Source organism: Sporomusa rhizae (genome assembly GCF_041428845.1).
Lineage (GTDB): Bacteria > Bacillota > Negativicutes > Sporomusales > Sporomusaceae > Sporomusa > Sporomusa rhizae.
In genome coordinates, this window is record NZ_CP156925.1 from 2,452,126 (window position 1) to 2,470,504 (window position 18,379).

Annotated in this window: 21 protein-coding genes and 3 tRNA genes; 16 read left to right on the plus strand and 8 right to left on the minus strand. The window is 40.3% G+C overall.

All coding sequences use genetic code 11. The features are described 5' to 3' along the window. From SRRS_RS11280 to SRRS_RS11335, 12 genes are all read left to right on the plus strand, one after another. On the plus strand, nucleotides 1–330 hold the full coding sequence (locus SRRS_RS11280; RefSeq protein WP_371368848.1) for a small basic family protein: 330 nt from the start codon (nucleotides 1–3) through the stop codon (nucleotides 328–330). A gap of 157 nt (nucleotides 331–487) precedes the next feature. Further along, nucleotides 488–1,678, plus strand: coding sequence for a cell division protein FtsA (gene ftsA / locus SRRS_RS11285; protein WP_371368849.1), 1,191 nt, complete (start codon nucleotides 488–490; stop codon nucleotides 1,676–1,678). Between the two features lie 26 nt (nucleotides 1,679–1,704). After that, nucleotides 1,705–2,751, plus strand: a complete 1,047-nt coding sequence (gene ftsZ / locus SRRS_RS11290; protein ID WP_371368851.1) for a cell division protein FtsZ — start codon at nucleotides 1,705–1,707, stop codon at nucleotides 2,749–2,751. Nucleotides 2,752–3,040: 289 nt separating this feature from the next. After that, entirely contained in the window at nucleotides 3,041–3,973 is a 933-nt protein-coding gene (locus SRRS_RS11295; protein WP_371368852.1) for a sigma-E processing peptidase SpoIIGA, read from the plus strand. Next, complete coding sequence (gene sigE, locus SRRS_RS11300; protein WP_371368854.1) at nucleotides 3,952–4,689, plus strand: RNA polymerase sporulation sigma factor SigE; 738 nt, start codon at nucleotides 3,952–3,954, stop codon at nucleotides 4,687–4,689. Before SRRS_RS11295 ends, sigE begins: the two co-directional genes overlap by 22 nt. A gap of 234 nt (nucleotides 4,690–4,923) precedes the next feature. Further along, complete coding sequence (gene sigG, locus SRRS_RS11305; RefSeq protein WP_371368856.1) at nucleotides 4,924–5,697, plus strand: RNA polymerase sporulation sigma factor SigG; 774 nt, start codon at nucleotides 4,924–4,926, stop codon at nucleotides 5,695–5,697. Nucleotides 5,698–5,727: 30 nt separating this feature from the next. Further along, on the plus strand, nucleotides 5,728–6,333 hold the full coding sequence (gene spoIIR, locus SRRS_RS11310) for a stage II sporulation protein R (protein ID WP_371368857.1): 606 nt from the start codon (nucleotides 5,728–5,730) through the stop codon (nucleotides 6,331–6,333). Between the two features lie 93 nt (nucleotides 6,334–6,426). After that, nucleotides 6,427–6,684 (plus strand): YlmC/YmxH family sporulation protein, encoded by a 258-nt coding sequence (locus tag SRRS_RS11315; RefSeq protein ID WP_371368859.1) that lies wholly within the window; start codon nucleotides 6,427–6,429, stop codon nucleotides 6,682–6,684. 181 nt (nucleotides 6,685–6,865) lie between these two features. Beyond that, nucleotides 6,866–7,330, plus strand: a complete 465-nt coding sequence (gene nrdR, locus SRRS_RS11320) for a transcriptional regulator NrdR (RefSeq protein WP_371368861.1) — start codon at nucleotides 6,866–6,868, stop codon at nucleotides 7,328–7,330. Nucleotides 7,331–7,349: 19 nt separating this feature from the next. After that, nucleotides 7,350–9,362, plus strand: a complete 2,013-nt coding sequence (gene nrdD, locus SRRS_RS11325; RefSeq protein WP_371368863.1) for an anaerobic ribonucleoside-triphosphate reductase — start codon at nucleotides 7,350–7,352, stop codon at nucleotides 9,360–9,362. Between the two features lie 14 nt (nucleotides 9,363–9,376). Continuing rightward, on the plus strand, nucleotides 9,377–9,913 hold the full coding sequence (gene nrdG / locus SRRS_RS11330) for an anaerobic ribonucleoside-triphosphate reductase activating protein (RefSeq protein ID WP_371368865.1): 537 nt from the start codon (nucleotides 9,377–9,379) through the stop codon (nucleotides 9,911–9,913). A gap of 78 nt (nucleotides 9,914–9,991) precedes the next feature. Continuing rightward, nucleotides 9,992–11,722, plus strand: coding sequence for a TIGR03960 family B12-binding radical SAM protein (locus SRRS_RS11335; protein WP_371368866.1), 1,731 nt, complete (start codon nucleotides 9,992–9,994; stop codon nucleotides 11,720–11,722). Between the two features lies 1 nt (nucleotide 11,723). Here the strand turns inward: SRRS_RS11335 and SRRS_RS11340 are convergent, their stop codons facing one another. The 7 genes from SRRS_RS11340 to SRRS_RS11370 all read right to left on the minus strand — a co-directional run bounded on the left by SRRS_RS11340 (nucleotide 11,724) and on the right by SRRS_RS11370 (nucleotide 14,373). Continuing rightward, nucleotides 11,724–12,269 carry a hypothetical protein gene (locus SRRS_RS11340; RefSeq protein ID WP_371368868.1) on the minus strand — a complete coding sequence of 182 codons (546 nt, stop codon included), beginning with the start codon at nucleotides 12,267–12,269 and terminating at the stop codon, nucleotides 11,724–11,726. Between the two features lie 105 nt (nucleotides 12,270–12,374). Further along, nucleotides 12,375–12,450 (minus strand) — tRNA-Gln (locus tag SRRS_RS11345). A gap of 12 nt (nucleotides 12,451–12,462) precedes the next feature. Beyond that, nucleotides 12,463–12,547 (minus strand) — tRNA-Tyr (locus SRRS_RS11350). Nucleotides 12,548–12,782: 235 nt separating this feature from the next. Then, the gene (locus tag SRRS_RS11355) at nucleotides 12,783–13,097 is read right to left on the minus strand and encodes a hypothetical protein (protein WP_371368870.1); all 315 of its coding nucleotides are present in this window, start codon (nucleotides 13,095–13,097) and stop codon (nucleotides 12,783–12,785) included. 98 nt (nucleotides 13,098–13,195) lie between these two features. Further along, nucleotides 13,196–13,363 carry a hypothetical protein gene (locus SRRS_RS11360; RefSeq protein WP_371368872.1) on the minus strand — a complete coding sequence of 56 codons (168 nt, stop codon included), beginning with the start codon at nucleotides 13,361–13,363 and terminating at the stop codon, nucleotides 13,196–13,198. Between the two features lie 157 nt (nucleotides 13,364–13,520). Beyond that, on the minus strand, nucleotides 13,521–13,667 hold the full coding sequence (locus tag SRRS_RS11365; protein WP_371368874.1) for a hypothetical protein: 147 nt from the start codon (nucleotides 13,665–13,667) through the stop codon (nucleotides 13,521–13,523). Nucleotides 13,668–14,296: 629 nt separating this feature from the next. Continuing rightward, a tRNA-Pro gene (locus SRRS_RS11370) sits at nucleotides 14,297–14,373 on the minus strand. Between the two features lie 168 nt (nucleotides 14,374–14,541). On the opposite strand from SRRS_RS11370, the gene SRRS_RS11375 reads away from it, so the two are divergent. The 4 genes from SRRS_RS11375 to SRRS_RS11390 all read left to right on the plus strand — a co-directional run bounded on the left by SRRS_RS11375 (nucleotide 14,542) and on the right by SRRS_RS11390 (nucleotide 17,011). Further along, nucleotides 14,542–15,249: an NlpC/P60 family protein gene (locus SRRS_RS11375; protein ID WP_371368876.1), complete on the plus strand. Its 708-nt coding sequence runs from the start codon at nucleotides 14,542–14,544 to the stop codon at nucleotides 15,247–15,249. Between the two features lie 151 nt (nucleotides 15,250–15,400). Beyond that, entirely contained in the window at nucleotides 15,401–16,015 is a 615-nt protein-coding gene (rsmD, locus tag SRRS_RS11380) for a 16S rRNA (guanine(966)-N(2))-methyltransferase RsmD (protein ID WP_371369798.1), read from the plus strand. 19 nt (nucleotides 16,016–16,034) lie between these two features. Continuing rightward, nucleotides 16,035–16,520 carry a pantetheine-phosphate adenylyltransferase gene (gene coaD, locus SRRS_RS11385; RefSeq protein WP_371368878.1) on the plus strand — a complete coding sequence of 162 codons (486 nt, stop codon included), beginning with the start codon at nucleotides 16,035–16,037 and terminating at the stop codon, nucleotides 16,518–16,520. A 32-nt stretch (nucleotides 16,521–16,552) separates the two neighbouring features. Further along, on the plus strand, nucleotides 16,553–17,011 hold the full coding sequence (locus SRRS_RS11390) for an ATPase (RefSeq protein WP_371368880.1): 459 nt from the start codon (nucleotides 16,553–16,555) through the stop codon (nucleotides 17,009–17,011). Between the two features lie 22 nt (nucleotides 17,012–17,033). Here the strand turns inward: SRRS_RS11390 and ylbJ are convergent, their stop codons facing one another. Beyond that, on the minus strand, nucleotides 17,034–18,284 hold the full coding sequence (gene ylbJ, locus SRRS_RS11395) for a sporulation integral membrane protein YlbJ (RefSeq protein WP_371368882.1): 1,251 nt from the start codon (nucleotides 18,282–18,284) through the stop codon (nucleotides 17,034–17,036). Nucleotides 18,285–18,379: the final 95 nt, after the last annotated feature.

Here is an 18,379-nt window from a genome sequence, read left to right on the forward strand (position 1 = left end):
ATGGCATTGCCGATTACCGGACTTATTATAGGTTTAATTATTGGTATTTCTTTTCCTATTACAGTGCCAGTCGAATATGCTAAATTTATGTCAGTTGCTTTGCTGGCGTCTTTAGATTCAGTATTTGGTGGTCTTAGGGCAGGTATTGAGGAAAAATTTGATAACACTGTGTTCATAACCGGGTTTTTTACTAATGCTTTGCTGGCGGCCGGCTTAGTGTACATTGGCGACAGGTTAGGAATTGATTTGTATTATGTTTCGCTTTTAGCGTTTGGTTTACGTATTTTCCAAAACCTGGCCATTATTAGGCGATATTTTCTAAAAAAATAAATAATAAAGCTTCAAGGCCATTTGGTAATTTTATCGGCTTTGAAGCTTTACTATTATTTTAAAAAAAAGCGTCGATTTTCCTAGTAAAAAAAAAGGGAAAATGCTACTTTTGTTGAAACTATTGGGAAGAAACATAATACTGTGCTGCGAGGGAATTATGAACAGAAAAACTATATTAGCTATTGATGTTGGCACAGGTATGGTCAAAGTGTTTGCCGGGAGACCACAAGCCGATGGCAGAGTAGAGATTATAGGTAGTGGAACTGCTCCAACGGGAGGATATACCAGAGGAGTTATTACTGATTGTAACGCTTTGGCGCATTCTATAAGACAAGCAGTAGATTGTGTTGTTATGGCTTCTGATAGCAAGAATACCGACTGTATGTATTTAGGAATAAGTGGATCAACGCTTAGCGCTCAAAATAGTATTGGCAGCATTGCGTCACCTCTTTCCGGGACGATTACTCAACTAGATATTGATCGAGCTTGCCAAGCTGCAGTTTTTGCCGTTGCTAATAATGAAAATGATGTTTTACATGTGTTTCCGGTACGGGAATCTGCTGTTCACCCAGGCGAAGCCCTTGAAGTGGAAGCTCATATTGTTTCAGCCCCTAAGGCAGTGATGCAGGATCTTACTAATGCACTGGCTGGGAACCGCGTGAACATACAGGGGATTGTAGCCAGTAATATTGTAGCTGCTGAAGCAATAAAAAAAGAGTTGCCTAACCGTCCGAACAATTTTGTTTTTATGGATATTGGTGCAGGTACTGCTGACTTTGTTATTTACGCTAACGGTAATCTCTGCTTCTCTGCTTCTTTACCCTTAGGCGGTGATTACATAACAAATGATTTAATGCAAGGATTAAGCGTTAATTGGGCTCATGCTGAAGAGATTAAGCGCTATTACTCCCGATTATCTCCCGATTTACGCAATCAAGGAGTAATTTTAGATTGCAATGACTATGGAACTACAGATAAGAATATACCTTTTGACTTCTTGTATGATATTATTGAAAGCAGAGTAGAAGAAATTGTATCTCTGCTGCATGAATATCTTATCCCGTTGTTAGATAAGCACCTACCTGAGAGTCAAGGGGCTGAATGTATTTACTTAACTGGTGGTTCGGGGATAATGCCGAGTATGGTTGCTTGCGTAGCTAGAGTTTTTCAGATACATACTGAAACTGTTAGTCCTACTAAGCTGGCTGCTGAATATGCATATCCGGCTAATACTGTGTGCTATGGCCTTATAAACCACGGTGCCCGTGTTTCGGCGCATACGCCTGTTTCCGAGCGTAGTCCCTGGAACTTGTTTATCCACAAAGCAAAAAGACTACTGAAAATTTGATAGATGTTAAGGGGGAAAACTTAGTAATGTTGGAATTTGACATGGACTTAGATCAGTTTGCTTCGATAAAAGTTATCGGCGTGGGTGGCGGTGGCAACAACGCGGTCAATCGTATGATTGGAGCCGGGCTGCAAGGTGTAGAGTTTATTACTGTAAATACTGATGCTCAGGCATTAATTGGTTCCGAGGCTACCTATCGTATTCAGATTGGTGAAAAGCTTACTAAAGGGTTAGGCGCTGGTGCCAATCCTGATATCGGTGAAAAAGCAGCCCAGGAAAGCCGTGATGATATAATAAAGGTTCTTAAGGGCGCTGACATGGTATTTATTACAGCTGGTATGGGAGGCGGTACGGGAACCGGCGCAGCTCCTGTAGTTGCTGAATGTGCTAAAGAGGTAGGCGCATTAACTGTTGGTGTTGTTACCAAGCCATTCAATTTTGAAGGTCGTAAACGTCAGCTTCAGGCTGAAAGAGGAATTGCAAAACTAAAAGAAAAAGTAGATACGCTAATTACTATTCCTAATGACCGTTTGCTGCAAGTTGTCGATAAGCGTACCCCGATTATGGATGCATTTAAAATCGTTGACGATGTGCTGCGGCAAGGTGTACAGGGTATTTCTGATCTAATCGCTGTACCCGCTTTGATTAATCTTGACTTTGCTGATGTCAAAACCATCATGAGTGAAGCTGGATCAGCACTGATGGGTATTGGTTTTGGTACAGGCGATAACCGAGCGATAGCAGCAGTGGAGGCAGCAGTTAAAAGTCCGCTGTTAGAAATGTCAATTGATGGAGCAAAAGGTGTTCTCCTTAACTTCACTGGTGGTCCTAATACTACATTATTCGAGGTTAATGAAGCGGCTGATATTATTGCCAAGGCTGCAGACCCTGAAGCAACTATCATATTTGGCGCAACTATCGATGAACGTTTTGACGACCAAGTTCGAGTAACCGTAATTGCAACTGGTTTTGATCCTAAGCCTTTTAAAACCGGTGAAGGAAAAACAGAGACTCCGGTGATAGAACCGTTTAAAGGTCGGGACCTCGATATTCCGGCTTGGATGCGCCGATAAAAAAAAGATAGTAGAATCCCTGGTTCAAATTTTGAGCCGGGGATTTTTTATATTTTAATACAAAGCGGCACCTTACGTCTGGATAAGGGCAGCATTATCTTCAGCTTTCTCGGGGCTTGATGTAAGCCGTGTTTTCTTGTCTTTTTTTGAATTAACTAATTGGCAAAAAATTACATTATTCTATTTATTTGCTTGTTATAATGGAATAGTGGTTAAATCAAGAGCATATATTGCTATGTATAAGATACTCATCATGGTATTAAATACCAAATAAGAAGGGCATGGCATTGTGTATATCTATGCTGATGTAGTGTTAGTTGTAAACTTTATAATGAACAGCATTATCCTGGCAGTTACAGCGTATGCTGCAGGGATTTCTTTCCGCTGGTATCGGTTATTTTTGGCGGCATTAGCGGGTGGTATGTATGTCTTGATTGGCATTTTCCCTGAACTGAAAATATTATACGGGACTGCGGGGAAGTTAATAGTTTCGGTAGCACTTATCTTGGCCGCCTTTGGTCGTAGACCAGTCAAAATAACTATAATGCTTGTAGGTATTTTTTTTATCGTATCTTTTGCATTAGGCGGAGCAACGTTAGGCTGGCTTTATTTTATTCAAAGCGAAAGCCCTTATTGGTCAGACAGTAATATTCAGATATCGTGGAAAACATTGGCGGTAGGAAGTGCCGTTGCAGTAACGCTTCTTGTATTTTTGGCCAGAAGAATGCTTAGCAGTATGTTTCGACGAAAGACTTTTTATCGTGCCAAAATTGAGTATGACGGGCGGTGCGAAGAGATTGTTGGAATGATGGATACCGGTAATGGCCTTTATTCATTGTTAGGACGCAAACCGGTGGTTCTTTTGGCTTGGCAATCGGCACTAAATTTGGTAGGGTCACAAGTTGCTTCCTATTTGACAGCAAACAGTTCAGAGGCATGGCTTGCTAGGCTTGATGAATGCAAGGATTCAGTCTGGCTGGCTCGGGTGGAAATTATACCTTGCCAATCAGTTGGTGGTAAGAGCATGTTGTTGGGTTTTAGACCAGATAGTATTACAGTGATGACTGAAGAGGGATTAGCCTATACGTCAGAGGTTTTAATTGGTCTCTATGACGGCGTATTTGGTAATGGCAGCGACTGTCAGGCTCTTTTGCATCCTGCGCTTATTACTAGTTTTAATACGACAAAGGAGGCGGGTGTATGCGCATTACCTGGCCGATAGTTAAACTATATATTAAGCTTAAATTAATTTCTTTTCTTCAGGCGATTGGTTGGCTCAAACCGGATGAAGTATTTTATGTGGGTAGTGCGGAAATTTTGCCACCGCCTTTATCAAGTGACGAAGAAGTCTTTTTGCTTAACCGTCTGCAAAAGGGTGATAAGTCTGTCAAAAGCGTCTTTATTGAACGTAATCTTCGTCTTGTGGTCTATATTGCTCGAAAATTTGAAAATACCGGAGTTAGTGTAGAGGACTTGGTTAGTATCGGTACCATAGGACTTATAAAAGCGGTTAATACTTTTGATCCAATCAAAAAGATCAAACTTGCTACTTATGCTTCTCGCTGTATTGAAAATGAAATATTGATGTATTTACGCCGCAATAGTAAAACCAGGGCTGAAGTGTCGTTTGATGAACCGCTTAATATCGATTGGGACGGAAACGAACTCTTACTTTCGGATGTCTTAGGAACAGACAATGATATAATCTACAAATCGGTGGAAGAAGAGGTTGATAAAACTCTGCTTTACACGGCTATGAACAAGCTCTCCGGCCGGGAACGAAGAATTATGGAACTTAGATTCGGATTAAATGATGACGGTAACGAGCGTACGCAAAAAGAAGTAGCTGATATGCTTGGAATATCACAATCCTACATATCACGTCTGGAAAAAAGGATAATAAAGAGGTTGCGCAAAGAAATAAGTCGTATGGAATGAGCCGAAAGGCTCATTTTTTTTGTCCTGTAGGAAAGTGCAACTTTCCGCCTGGATAAGGGCGACATCGGCTTCCGTTTTCGCCAAAGGCTCGGCGCAAGCCGTGTTTTCTTTACCTTTTTTTAGTCAGAAATAGCTTATCTTGCCAGAGTAAGTATAAAACCTCCAAGCCATGGCAATAATGCTTGTGTGAGTAAGTAAATTTTTAGTAGCTTAGAAAACTGGGGAGGTAACAACATGATAGTAAATAAGGTTGAGATATGTGGTGTAAATACAGCAAAGCTCCCGGTACTTTCTGCCACTAAAATGCGTGAGTTGTTTGAGGTAATGCAAGGGGGCGAAAAATCGGCACGGGAACAGCTGATTTACAGTAACTTAAGATTAGTTCTTAGCGTAATTCAGCGGTTTAATAATCGGGGTGAATATGTTGATGATTTATTTCAAGTTGGCTGTATTGGTCTGATGAAAGCAATTGACAATTTTGATTTATCACAGAATGTTAAATTTTCTACCTATGCAGTACCCATGATTATTGGAGAAATCCGGCGCTATTTGAGAGACAATAATCCGATAAGAGTAAGTCGATCCATGCGGGATATTGCTTATAAAGCGTTGCAAGTTCGAGATTCTCTTGTCAGTCGCTATTCGCGGGAACCCTCAATTAACGAAATTGCTGACGAATTAAAAGTGCCAAGAGAAGAAATTATTTTTGCTCTTGATGCTATTCAAGAACCTATCTCGTTGTTTGAACCTATTTATCACGACGGCGGCGATCCGATTTTTGTAATGGATCAAATTAGTGATGACAAAAATCTTGATTTAAGCTGGCTTGAAGGTGTGGCTATTAAGGAAGCTTTGCGTAAATTAAGTGATCGCGAGAAACATATTCTTACGTTAAGGTTTTTTGAAGGTAAAACCCAGATGGAAGTAGCTGAAGAAATTGGTATTTCACAAGCGCAAGTGTCTAGGCTGGAAAAAGCCGCTTTGGGGCATATGCGCAAATATATATAAAAACTTAATTCGTAATGGGGGAAAAAGAAAATGAGGAGAAAATCATTACCTAGAAATAAAAGTATCTTATTTGCTGCGTTAGTTTGTTTTGTTGTCAGTGGCTGGAGTCTATTATTTTACCAACAAGAACGCGGTACGGCTATTCCTAATCGAAGTGATTATGTCCGGCTGCATATTTTAGCCAACAGCGATAGTATAGAAGATCAAAAGCTTAAGCTAAAAGTGCGTGACGCGGTTGTTGCTTATGTAACTCCTTATGTAAAAGATGTTCAAGATGCTAAAGAAGCTGAGAATACTATTTCAAGTCACAAAGAAGATATTATTAGGCTGGCTAAGCATACGCTGGCTGAAAACGGCGCAAATTATGGTGTTGATGTACAATTGGGAAATTTTGAGTTTCCGGTCCGTTCCTATGGCAGCCTTATTCTGCCGGCTGGTGACTATCGTGCTGTTCGTATCCTGTTAGGAGATGCGGCAGGACAAAATTGGTGGTGCGTGTTATTTCCGCCTTTGTGCTTTATCGACGGCAGTAATGCCTCAGTGGCGCCAATGACAGCCTCTGCCGATGCGGGAAGTTCTGAAGGTACACCTGTGCCGAAGATCCGTTGGAAGGTAGCTGAGATTTTTAATAAATAAATATTTAGGCACACATATCCCTTGTCCCTCATATACTTATTGTAGAACTTGATGCTACATATTTGATAAGTGTTAGTTGAGGAGGGGGAGCGGATGTTAAAAACCAGCGATTTGAAAATGAAAGAAGTTATCAATGTAATCGATGGCAAACGAATGGGTAATATTACAGATATAGAAATTGATGTTGAAACAGGCCGGCTTACTGCCATAGTAGTGCCAGGACTAGGGAAATTTCTGGGACTATTTGGACGAAGTGAGGATATTGTCATTCCATGGGATAAGATTAATAAAATTGGCACGGACGTAATCTTGGTGGAAGCTGGTAATTCTGGTGAGCTTAAGCATGATTAAAAAAAATCTCTAACCTGATAATCAAGGTTAGAGATTTTTTTTGTAGAATTTTCCCCTGTAGGCAGGAAATACACAATATATGGCGTATATTAATAATGCAGATACAATATATAGTGTGCAATGTCTAACGAACTATAGATATTATAACATAACTATTAGACTAATCAAGGAGTGAGAGAAAATGCGCTGTCCATTTTGCGGAGTGGCTGACAGCAAAGTTATTGATTCTAGATCAGCCGACGAAGGAAATTCAATACGGCGGCGCAGAGAGTGTTCTGCTTGTTCGCGCCGTTTTACTACATATGAAGTTGTCGAAGAAATACCTTTAATGGTTATTAAAAAGGATGGTCGCCGAGAAATGTTCGACCGAAAAAAATTGCTTGGCGGAGTAGTAAGAGCATGTGAGAAGCGGCCAGTACCTGTTGACGTTATTGAAACAGCTGTTAGTAAGATTGAAAAAGAGATTCGTAATAATACTGAGCGAGAGGTGTCTACCCGTCAGATTGGCGAAGCTGTAATGGCGCGGCTGAAAGAAATTGATCAGGTAGCTTATGTACGCTTTGCTTCGGTATACCGGCAATTTGCTGACATTAATAATTTTATGCAAGAGCTTGAAATGCTTATGAAGGTTCAGCATAAAGAGTAAATGAATATGGAGGAAGGGTATGTTTGTGAAAATAAAAAAACGCGATGGTCGGGAAGCCTCTTTCGATGAGAGTAAGATAACAGAGGCTATTTATAAAGCGGCAAAAGCAGTGGGCGGTGCTGACCGGCAGCTGGCGTTAGAAATTACTTTGGATGTTTTAAAATTTTTAAAACAAAGATATAATGGTGGAATATTTAGTGTTGAGGATGTTCAGGATGCTGTTGAAAAGACGTTAATTGAGACAGGTCATGCTAAAACAGCTAAAGCATATATTTTGCACAGGGACAAGCGTACCCGTATGCGTGAAGCTAAATCAGAGCTTATGGATGCCGTTGGTGAAATTTTAGTAGAAACTAGCCGGGAAAATGCCAATGTTTCTAACTCTCCATCTGCTAAAATGCTGCAGATTGCCAGTGCAGCCAGTAAGGCATACTACTTGAACCGTCTTATTCCAGAGAAATATGCCCAAGCTCATGTAAAAGGTGACTATCATATTCATGACCTGGACTTTTATGGAAAGACACTAACATGTGTTCAAATTCCGTTGGGCAAACTATTGCAAAATGGTTTTAATAATGGACATGGTTTTATTCGCTCACCTAGGCGGCCTGCGTCAGCTACTGCTCTCGCAGCTATTATTCTGCAAAGTTCACAGAATGATATGCATGGAGGGCAGTCCTTTGCTTTTTTTGACCGGGACATGGCACCTTTTATGGAAAAGGCCAGCAATGAAGAAGTATATCAAGCTATGGAAGCATTGATCTATAATTTAAATAGCATGCATTCACGGGCAGGTGCACAAGTACCATTTTCTAGTTTAAATGTAGGTACCGATACTTCACCGGCTGGGCGGACCGTAACCAAAAACCTACTGCTAGCCTATGAAAAGGGGCTAGGTCGAGGTGAAAACCCAATTTTTCCTAACATTATTTTCCGTCTTCAAGAAGGAGTAAACTTTAACCCCGGGGATCCCAACTATGATTTGTTTAAATTAGCGATTCGTGTTGCGGCGCAACGGCTTAATCCTACTTTTAGCTTTATGGATTCATCTTTTAATAAGCCTTATGGAGATCAAGTCGGGTATATGGGATGTCGCACCAGGGTAATGTCTAACCGTTGCGGCCCGGAAGTAACCGATGGACGCGGCAATTTGAGTTTTACGACCATTAATTTGCCGCGGTTAGCTATTAAAGCAGAACGCAATTTAATGAAATTCTATCAAAGTCTGTCCGAATTTATCGATTTGACTTGCGAACAGTTATACCACCGTTTTGAAGTTCAGGCTAAATTAAGAGTTCGGGATATGCCGTTTTTAATGGGGCAGGGCTTATATATTGATTCGGACATGTTGAAAGCCAACGATTATATTGAAGATGTAATTAAAAATGGTACTCTTTCGGTGGGCTTTATTGGTTTAGCTGAAGCTTTAACTGCTTTAACCGGATATCATCATGGGGAAAACGAAGAAGCCCAGATTATGGGTGAAGAAATTGTGGCATTTATGCGGGATAAAATGGACCGGGCAGCAGAACATTATGATTTGAACTATACATTATTGGCGACCCCGGCTGAAGGCTTATCAGGACGCTTTGTTAGAATGGATCGCCGTGAATATGGTATTATCCCAGGAGTTACAGATAAAGAATATTATACGAATTCATTCCATATACCTGTTAACTATCCGATTAGTGTTTTTGATAAGATTCGGATTGAAGGTGTATATCACAAGTATGCTAATGCGGGGCATATCAGCTATGTGGAATTTGGAGCGCCGCCTGTTAATAATCTGGGGGCTTTGGAAGAGATCATTCGTTATATGCGAAAATGTGATTTTGGATATGCTGGCTTTAACTATCCTGTTGATTTTTGTGAAGGCTGTGGACATTTAGGGGTAATTGACACTGAGGAGTGTCCTTCATGTGGAACTAGCAATGTGCGTCGAGTTCGGCGGATTACTGGTTATCTTAGTACGGTTGACCGCTTTAATGACGCTAAATTGAACGAATTAAATCAAAGAGTAAGACATATCTAAGGTAGGGAAAATGTATGGAAATTAGGCTTGCTGGAATAACAGAGGAAAGCGTTGTTGATGGCCCAGGCTTACGCTTGGTAGTTTTTGCACAGGGCTGTCCACATGGGTGCTCAGGTTGCCATAATCCCGATACTCATGATAGTAATGGCGGTTACGTTGTTGATATAGAAGGGCTTTTTAACCATATTGAAAAGAAGGTTCTTCACAACCGGTTATTAAGGGGTGTAACATTCTCGGGTGGAGAACCGTTTCTGCAACCTGAACCATTAGTTCAGCTGGCAAAACGCCTAAAAACGTTGGGGCTTGATATCGTCACGTATAGTGGCTTTAGGTTTGAACAGTTAACGGCAATGGCTTTAACGAATAAAGCTGTAGGGCAACTCCTTAAACAAACCGATATACTTATAGATGGAAAATACCGTGAAGCTGAGCGTGATTTAAGCTTAGCATTTCGTGGTTCCCGTAACCAGCGCTTGATCGATGTGAAGGCAACTTTAAAAGTTATGAAGGTCGTCCTCTGGGAAGATGCTTTGCAAAAGCGCTGGGCCTAAATGCTGCTATAATTTTAATAAATGTTTGTATACTATTGTAATGGTATAGTTACTACGATAAAGGTGGATGTGATTAACATGTCATGGCAGCTTAAAGAACGCCTGCGAAAAATTGTGGCGGCAGAACAAGGAACAATGGTCTATGCTCCCGGGTCTCGCCGGCCTATGGCGCTTGTTTATCCGAATACTTATCACGTGGGGATGTCCAATCTAGGACTGCATATTATTTATGAGCAAGTAAACAGCCGGGGCGATACTGCCTGTGAACGGCTGTTTTTGCCTGATAAAAAGACCATGGATGAATATGTTCGGACAAATACGCCTTTATTAAGTTTGGAAAACCAGCTGCCCTTGTATGAATTTCCGCTGATTGCCTTTGCTGTCTCATTTGAAATGGATTATTTTAATATGATTAATATATTAGCTACAGGTAAAGTTCCAGTGTTGGCGGCCGATAGGCAAGAAGGCGATCCGCTCGTTATTATTGGCGGACCGTGTGCTACATTTAACCCCGAACCATTGGCTGACTTTGTTGATGCTTGTATTATTGGAGAAGGGGAAGAAGTAATTCATGAGTTTTTAGACACTTATTACGATGGTTTAAACAGTGGTTTGTCGAGAGAAAAACTTTTATTAAAGTTAGCTAATATAGAAGGAGTATATGTACCGAGATTTTACCGGCCGATATATGATGCTGCGGGCATAGTTAATCGATATGAGCGCTATGACGGTATCCCGGCTAACGTAAAACGCCGCTATATAAAAGATTTGAGCAGCTACCCTGGCCAAACTGTTATTGTAACTGCTGATACTGAATTCAGAGATATGTATCTAATTGAAGTTGCCAGGGGCTGTGGCAGGCATTGCCGATTCTGTATGGCAGGGTACTGTTTCCGTAACCCACGGGTACGTTCTTTAACACAAATTACCGAAGCTGTGAAAAAAGCTAAGCTGTTTCAGGCAAAAGTTGGGCTGATGGGAGCGGCGATTTCAGACTATCCTGAAATTGATAAATTGTGTCAAATAATATTGGATCAGGGTCTAACTATGTCAGTTGCATCACTTAGAGCTGATTCGCTCACGCAATCGTTGGTAGAAGCGTTAGCTTCCAGTGGTCACAAAACAATAACGTTAGCGCCGGAAGCTGGCAGTGAACGCTTGCGCAAAGTGATTAATAAACAGATTAGTGATGAACACCTGTATCAAGCAATAAAAGCTGCGGCAACAGCCGGCATTCCGCATGTTCGGTTATATATTATGGTTGGCTTACCGGGGGAGACTGATCAGGATATAGAAGCCATTGTCGGGATGGCACGTAATATCAAGGCATACATGGAGGGGTTAGGCAGTAAGGGGTTGTTGACTTTAAGTATTAATCCTTTTATCCCCAAGCCATTTACACCATTCCAATGGCTGCCTATGGCTCCCCTGGAGATAGCTTCATCCAGATTAAAATACATTCAAAGCACATTAAAAAAGGTTAAGGGAATTGAAATTTTAATTGAACATCCTAGGGAGGCCTACATTCAAAGCGTACTGGCGCGAGGAGACAGAAAATTAGGATCGGTATTACTTACGGCCATGAATAATGGTGGTACAAAAGGATGGAAACAAGCAATCAAAATTCACAAAATTGATGAAGACTTCTATTTATATCGTACTAGGGGAGAAACAGAAATTCTTCCTTGGGATAATTTAGACATGGGTTTTGATATGTCATATTTGTTGTCAGAATATCGACAAGCCCAGGCAGAAAAATACACCCAGCCATGTGTTGCTGGGTGTAAAAGGTGTGGTGTTTGCAAATAAATTAGGATTTATTAATACTAATAATTTTAAATATCTCGTCAAGCTCACCGTCAATTAAACGAGAAAACTTATTAAGCATAGTATCCATGAATCCGAATTTAGACTCAGCCTCCTTAGGCTGAGTAATTTTTTTTCCAACAAGATAGTCTCCCTTGCTAACGTCAAATGCTTTAATATCAGCTGAAATATCCAGGGGATAGAGAGTCAGGAGTAAGACATAGGATACATCGTTAATTTTTCCGAAATCTTGAAGTTTTGTAGGATTAGGGTTGCTAAAATCATCAATTCCTGCTTTTTTCAGTTCTCGTAAAACACTGCTGCCTGAGAGTATCATTCCATCCATCATTACCAGACTAGACTTATATTGAATAAACTTATTGATTCCGGCTTCCAAAAGATCAACACCTATTATATCTTTGTTGGCAGTGTCGATATGTACAGCTACGGCGACAAAGGAGCTGGTGACAATTGAACTTTGTCCCGCGAAACAGGGGGTTGTCAACATTAATAGCAGTATAAGACAAATAATAAACGAATTTTTTGCCATATTAATCCTCCATGAGTATCTTTTAGATAATTGTAAAGTTGAAGAGAATATGCAAGTAATTGAATAAAAACAAAAAAAAGCAGGCAACATGCTCTGCTTTAATTTTGGCAGGGGCGGCTGGACTCGAACCAACGCATGACGGAGTCAAAGTCCGTTGCCTTACCGACTTGGCTACGCCCCTATATAAATAAAATGGTGGAGGGAGGTGGATTCGAACCACCGAAGTCAAAGACGGCAGATTTACAGTCTGCTCCCTTTAGCCACTCGGGAATCCCTCCAATTCAAACCAGAAGCCCTATTATCAAACTGAAAATTTCTACAACGTGACATATTATATCATGTACATTTGGCAAATGCAAGATTATAGTTTACTTTTATTTTATGTTGATAATGTGGTATTTTGTTTTGTCCGAAACTTATTCGCTTCTTGGGCTTTTGTTATATATTCCGTTTGGCAGATTGATTTTAGGTACGTTTATGATTATAGATAGGTTATAAAAGCGTCAATTGCATTTACCTATAAGTGGTATTTTGCAAATCTTTGCTAATTTGGATAGTGTGCTTGCTTTTACCACGATCAAGTTGAGCTGGTCTAGCAGAGCCTGTTGAGGGAGAAACTGGAATTCCATTAAGATTAACAATGCCGTTTGCCTGGTTATCTAAATCTGCATTTTTGGATTTTTTCTGAGAGGAGCCTTCTTGGGATTGGGAATTATCGAACGACTGGGAGAGGCTGTCCCGAATTAGTGATGTCTCGATACCGCTGGTGTCAAACACTTTCTTTGGACTTGTTGGTTGTGTGTTTGGGCTACGACTGTTATTGGCCATTAAAATCACCTCCAGCAATAGTGTTACCAATGAAAGATTAATTAAACTTTTTCAGCTGGTGATGGGGTGATTCAAAAAAAAAGCCGGCATATGCCGACTTAAAAATGCTGAGTAGAAACTTTGGGTGGTTCGATAGTATGATTTTCTTTCTTTCTCGGTGGTGCCTCAGGATTTTCCTGGACGCCAACATTTCCGGTAATATACTTAGCTTCGGTATTAGGTAATTTTTTACCGAATTTTTCACCATAGTTTCCGGAGCTTTTCAAAAGAATCACCTCCAAGGTTAGTATTACCCAAACGTTAGTAAAAATCTGAACTTAATTTGGTATCATTTAAAGCAGTAAGTTCTAACTAACCCAATATGTGGAAGTGGTTTCATTTGTGCAAAAGTAGGCTGACCTCCAGGGGCATTAGAATAATTAATTACATTCTTACTGGTCTACTTGCTCTACGAACAGCTAGTAATGCTTGAGTCACCACTTGTTCAATTTGACGTTTGCCGAGTCCCAGGGGGCGAACCATATTTATAACTTCGCTTCTAAATTTTTGTTCATTGAAATCAATGATCAAATTATCACCACCTTCTAATTCAGGTTACTTTATTATACTGATTATGTTGTTAAGAGGTGATAGTTAAAAAAAATAAGTAAGAAGCCGAACTATTAGTTTCTACATAAGGAGCAGGAGACGAAAAGCTCTTCGGCAAAATGAAATATTTCCGGCATATCCCTAACGAAGTCACTCAATTCAAGGTTTTATCTCTCACAGTTCAGACAATATAACGGTTGGAGTTATGTCTATCGAAGCCGGCGGCAAGATATTTGACATCGTGGCCGCACTAAAAGCAAGCATAAACGCCATTAAAGAGCAGGAAAAACCGAAAAAGAAGCGAAAAAGCGGGTAACTTCATGGTTTTTCGCCAGACGAAGTGATTTATTGGGCGTTAGCTTAATTTAACAGCATTGACTTCAAGCATTTGTGTGCACCAATGGTTTTGTTTTTACATAACATATAATAAGGAAGGAAACTTACTAGCGCACAAAATAAAAACAACCTCTTAATACTAAAGAAGAGGTTGTAAAATACGTTTTTTTCTTAACTTTCGTCGTTCGTTAGAATAACGGCTAGGAGTTGACTACTCATTGTGCTTTTTAAAGATTTATCCACAGCTCGGGTTGCCTGGATTCACTAGATTAAACTGGTCGGGGCGACAGGATTCGAACCTGCGGCCTCTTGGTCCCGAACCAAGCGCGCTACCAAACTGCGCTACGCCCCGGCTCACATTTATTAAGTATACACATTCATAATGTCCTTGTCAACAGCGAAGCTTGAGTAAATTTTATTTAAAATTTCTCTTAGCTTCTTATGAGTCTTTTGTCCTAAAGGAATTTTTTTGCAAATGTCGAAAGGAAAGAAGAAAAGTAGAATCGATGGAGGTATGTGTTTGAAGATAGTAAAAATGGTTTTTTTAGCGTTTATCTGTGCGTTTTTTCTACTAAGTACTCCCGGTAAAATGGCTTTTGCATCAGGAGAGGAAATGCCTGTAATAAGGCAGGGAGATGCAAATGCGGCGGTTTATACTTTACAGACTGAATTAAGAAGATTTGGTTTTTATCATGATGACGTTGATGGAAACTTTGGCGAATATACTAAATATGCTGTTATAAAATTTCAACAAAATGCTGGAATCGAAGATGACGGTATCGTTGGTTCAGGTACATGGCGGGCGCTTCGCAATTACTCAGGTAATGGCGAAATAAGTCGTGGTAATACTGAGAGAAAAGGCGGGCAACAAATTGCTAATTTTGCTCGCAGCTTTTTAGGTATACCATATGTATGGGGGGGAGCGGCTCCATCTGGATTTGATTGTTCTGGTTTTGTATATTATATTTACAACTGTTATGGAGTTTTGTTGCCGCGAGTTGCCGATGAACAATACTATTTCGGACATCGTGTAGCGGCTGCTGATATTCAACCCGGAGATTTGGTTTTTTATAGTACGTATATGCCCGGTCCTTCACATGTAGGTATATATGTCGGAAATGGCCAATTTATTCATGCGAGCTCTGCCGCTGGCAAAGTAACGTTGACACCAATGTCCAAACCGTACTATCAGGAACGGTTTTTAGGTGCTTTTCGCATTAGCCGATAACTATGATCATAAAAATAGCCGGTTATCCGGTTATTTTTTGTTTGTTGGGCGTTAAGGCGGGAATAATAGATAGACAAAATATTAAATAATTTTTTTTGCAAAAAAGTGCCACAAGTAGTTAAATGTGCTAAAATGTTTATGTTAAAAAGAAATTCAGGCACAATTTGAGGTAAACATGCGGATTATAACAGGGATTGCCAAAGGAGTTAAGCTTAAAGTACCAAAAGGTCTGGATGTTCGCCCTACAGCCGACAGGGTTAAGGAGTCTATGTTTAATATTCTCACCACCATGCCGTTAACGATTACCAAAGTGGCAGTAGTTGGTGCTAAGGTGTTGGACTTGTTTGCTGGAACGGGAAACTTAGGTCTGGAAGCTTTAAGCCGTGGGGCTGAGCATGCGCTATTTATTGACCATAGTTCTGCGAGTCTTGCGGCTATTCGCGACAATATTTGTACTACCAAATTAAGTGAATTGGCTGAAGTTCAGCGTGGTGACTCCGTTAAAATGTTGGCTAAGTTAAGCCAATTGGGGCGGACATTCACGCTGGTTTTTGTGGATCCTCCTTATAATCAGGGGTTAGTGAACGAAGTGCTTCTCAAACTTGATACGATAAATCTTTTAGAAGATGGTGGAATAATTGTAGTAGAGCATTCCAAACATGAAGTGATAAATATTGAATGGAACTATTTAAAGTTGATTCGTACGGAACACTATGGCGAAACATATGTAACATTTTTGTTGCGAGAATGTGCGTGCACTATTTAGCAATAGGGAGGCATTTAACATGCGGATAGGAGTTTGTCCTGGAAGTTTTGATCCGGTAACTAACGGTCATTTAGATATCTTTTTACGGGCTAGCAAAATGTTTGACTTAGTAATCGTAGCTGTTTTTCATAATCCCAATAAGAAGCCATTGTTTACTATGGAAGAACGGGTAGAAATGCTAACTTTAGCAACTAAGGATTTACCTAATGTCAAAGTTGATAGTTTTTCAGGTCTTTTGAACGATTACGTTCGGCGCCAAAATAGCAACTTTATAATTAGAGGCTTGCGGGCATTGACTGATTTCGAATACGAGTTTCAGCGAGCACTGCTTATTAAAAAAATTGATCCGGAAATAGAAACTATTTTTATGATGACTAGCAATGAATACTCATTTATTAGTTCTAGTGGTATTAAAGAGTTAGCTAAATTTGGTGGACCGATAACCGGATTAGTCCCTGAATGTCTAGAAGAGAAAATTGTAAAGAGAATTCGAGAAAAAAGTTAGATTCGTGTACAAAGTGGGGAGGGGGAACCTTTATGAGTATTGAGAAATTATTGGATGATATGGAAAACATGTTGGTTGATGCCGCTCGCGTGCCTTTTACTAATAAAAGGGTAGTCGAAGAAGATGATTTGGCTAGATTTTTAGACGAGCTGCGCGAACAAATGCCTAAAGAAATCGATGAGGCTAAAAGAATTATTACGGATCGTCAACGCATTCTGGATGATGCACAAAGGGAAGCGCAAAACATTGTAGAACAGGCAAAGGCTTATGTAATTAGACTTACCGATGAAAATGCTATAAATAAGCAAGCGCAGGAACAAGCTAATGAATTTGTTGCACAGGCAAGAAAAACGGCAGCAGACTTGCAAACTGATGCTGTGTCTTATGCTGATGAAGTATTTAAGCATGTTACGGCTCATCTTGAAAAAACCCTTGAAGTGGTTAAACAAGGCCACCGTGATTTACAGCAAAATAAGAATAATGTAGGATAAAAATGAAAAGGAGCAAAGCTCCTTATCTTTTTATATAGCCGTATACTCCTTTAAATAGATGGAACGCAATTGATAGTACAATCATAATGCTAAGTAGCACGCCAATCTGATAAGTAGTTTGCTCAATTCTGTTTAACCATAGACTTAAACTATTGCTTTGGGCTAAACTCATAGATGCTGGAATTACTAACAGTTTAGTAATCACTTGACCTTGCCCAAGCAGTAAAATTGTCAGTATAGCTGCAATTATGGCATGCAGTAGTCTGCCTATCATATAAGGAGTCATACGAATACCTGATTCGATAACAATACTGGCTACTTGCCCATGAACAGAAAGTCCGCTCCAAGCAATAATAGCGCTAGCGATGGCGACTTTTTGAACTAATGGCGCGTCAGCCTGGCTGGCGGCCAATGTGCCTAAATCAATTTCTAATAAACCGCTTACTAATGATGGGGCCAAGTTTGTACTGTAGCCGATTAAGCTTAACATTGCGGCAAACATATCTGTTAATACTTCGGTGATACCAACAACAGTCATAATGCGAATAAATACCGAGAACACAATAATAAAGCCACCAATTAGCAATATGGTGTTCATCGAAGATTTGACAGAATCGCCAAGTAATTGTCCTGTTGAGCGTTTGTCTTCTTGGCGCGCATTATATAGAGCGCGAAACGCCCTGATTATAATGTTTCCTTTTACTGTTCTATTTTCCTGGGTATAGCTATCTCTGCTACGTCCATGGAATCTAAATGCTACGCCAACTAAAAAACTCGATATATAATGAGCCAAAGCAATTGTAGCACCTAGCTCCGGCATCCCAAACATACCTACGGCCACTGCGCCAAACATGAACAATGGATCAGCTGTATTTGTGAAAGACAGCAGTCTTTCAGCTTCGACGGCGGTACAGAGCTGATTTTTGCGAAATTTGCACGTTATTACGGCATCCATCGGATAGCCGGAAGCCAGCCCCATAGACATAGCAAACGCCCCTACACCGGGCACATTGAATATTGGTCTCATCAGGGGTTCAAGCAGAACACCAATAAAGTGGACGACCCCAAGCCCCATGAGTATTTCTGATAAAATAAAAAAAGGCAGTAGTGCGGGGAATACTACATTCCACCATAAATTTAAACCCATAATAGCCGAATCAAAGGCATCTTTGGGATAAGTTACCATGGCTATGGTTATAAATACAGTGCAAAAAGCCATAAAATATGCTAGTAACCGTGAACGATATCGTCTGCCACTGCCCCAAATCCGCATATATTAATCTCCTCCTCCAAGCCGTGCGGTTTGATAATATATATATTGACAGGGCAGAGGTAATATAACTAAAATGCGGTGCAAATACTACTCAA